Here is a 232-nt window from a genome sequence, read left to right as displayed (position 1 = left end):
CAGTTGGCAGGCTGAGCGCTGGCGATTTGCTGCACTTTTCCGGCTCGGCTAGTGTCCATTGAACAGAGGCGCCCGTCGGGCGCGAAGAACCAGGCATCGTCCGGGGAGAGAGTTCATGTCCAATCACCACACCTACAAGAAGATCGAACTGGTCGGCTCGTCCAAGACCAGCATCGAGGACGCCATCAACAACGCCCTCGCCGAAGCGGCGAAGAGCATCCAGCATCTGGAA

At 59.5% G+C, this 232-nt stretch carries 1 protein-coding gene; it reads left to right on the top strand.

Going from position 1 to position 232, the window contains the following annotated elements; all coding sequences use genetic code 11:
- Nucleotides 1-115 precede the first annotated feature (115 nt).
- The coding region (locus ACLJNW_RS28850; protein ID WP_410962112.1) for a dodecin family protein at nucleotides 116-232 on the top strand (117 nt) is incomplete at its 3' end.

The organism is Salmonella sp. SAL4457, from assembly GCF_046548235.1.
Taxonomy (GTDB): Bacteria; Pseudomonadota; Gammaproteobacteria; order Enterobacterales; family Enterobacteriaceae; genus Salmonella; species Salmonella enterica.
The sequence above is the reverse complement of the archived record's forward strand: the minus strand, read 5'-3'. Positions and strand labels throughout refer to the sequence as shown.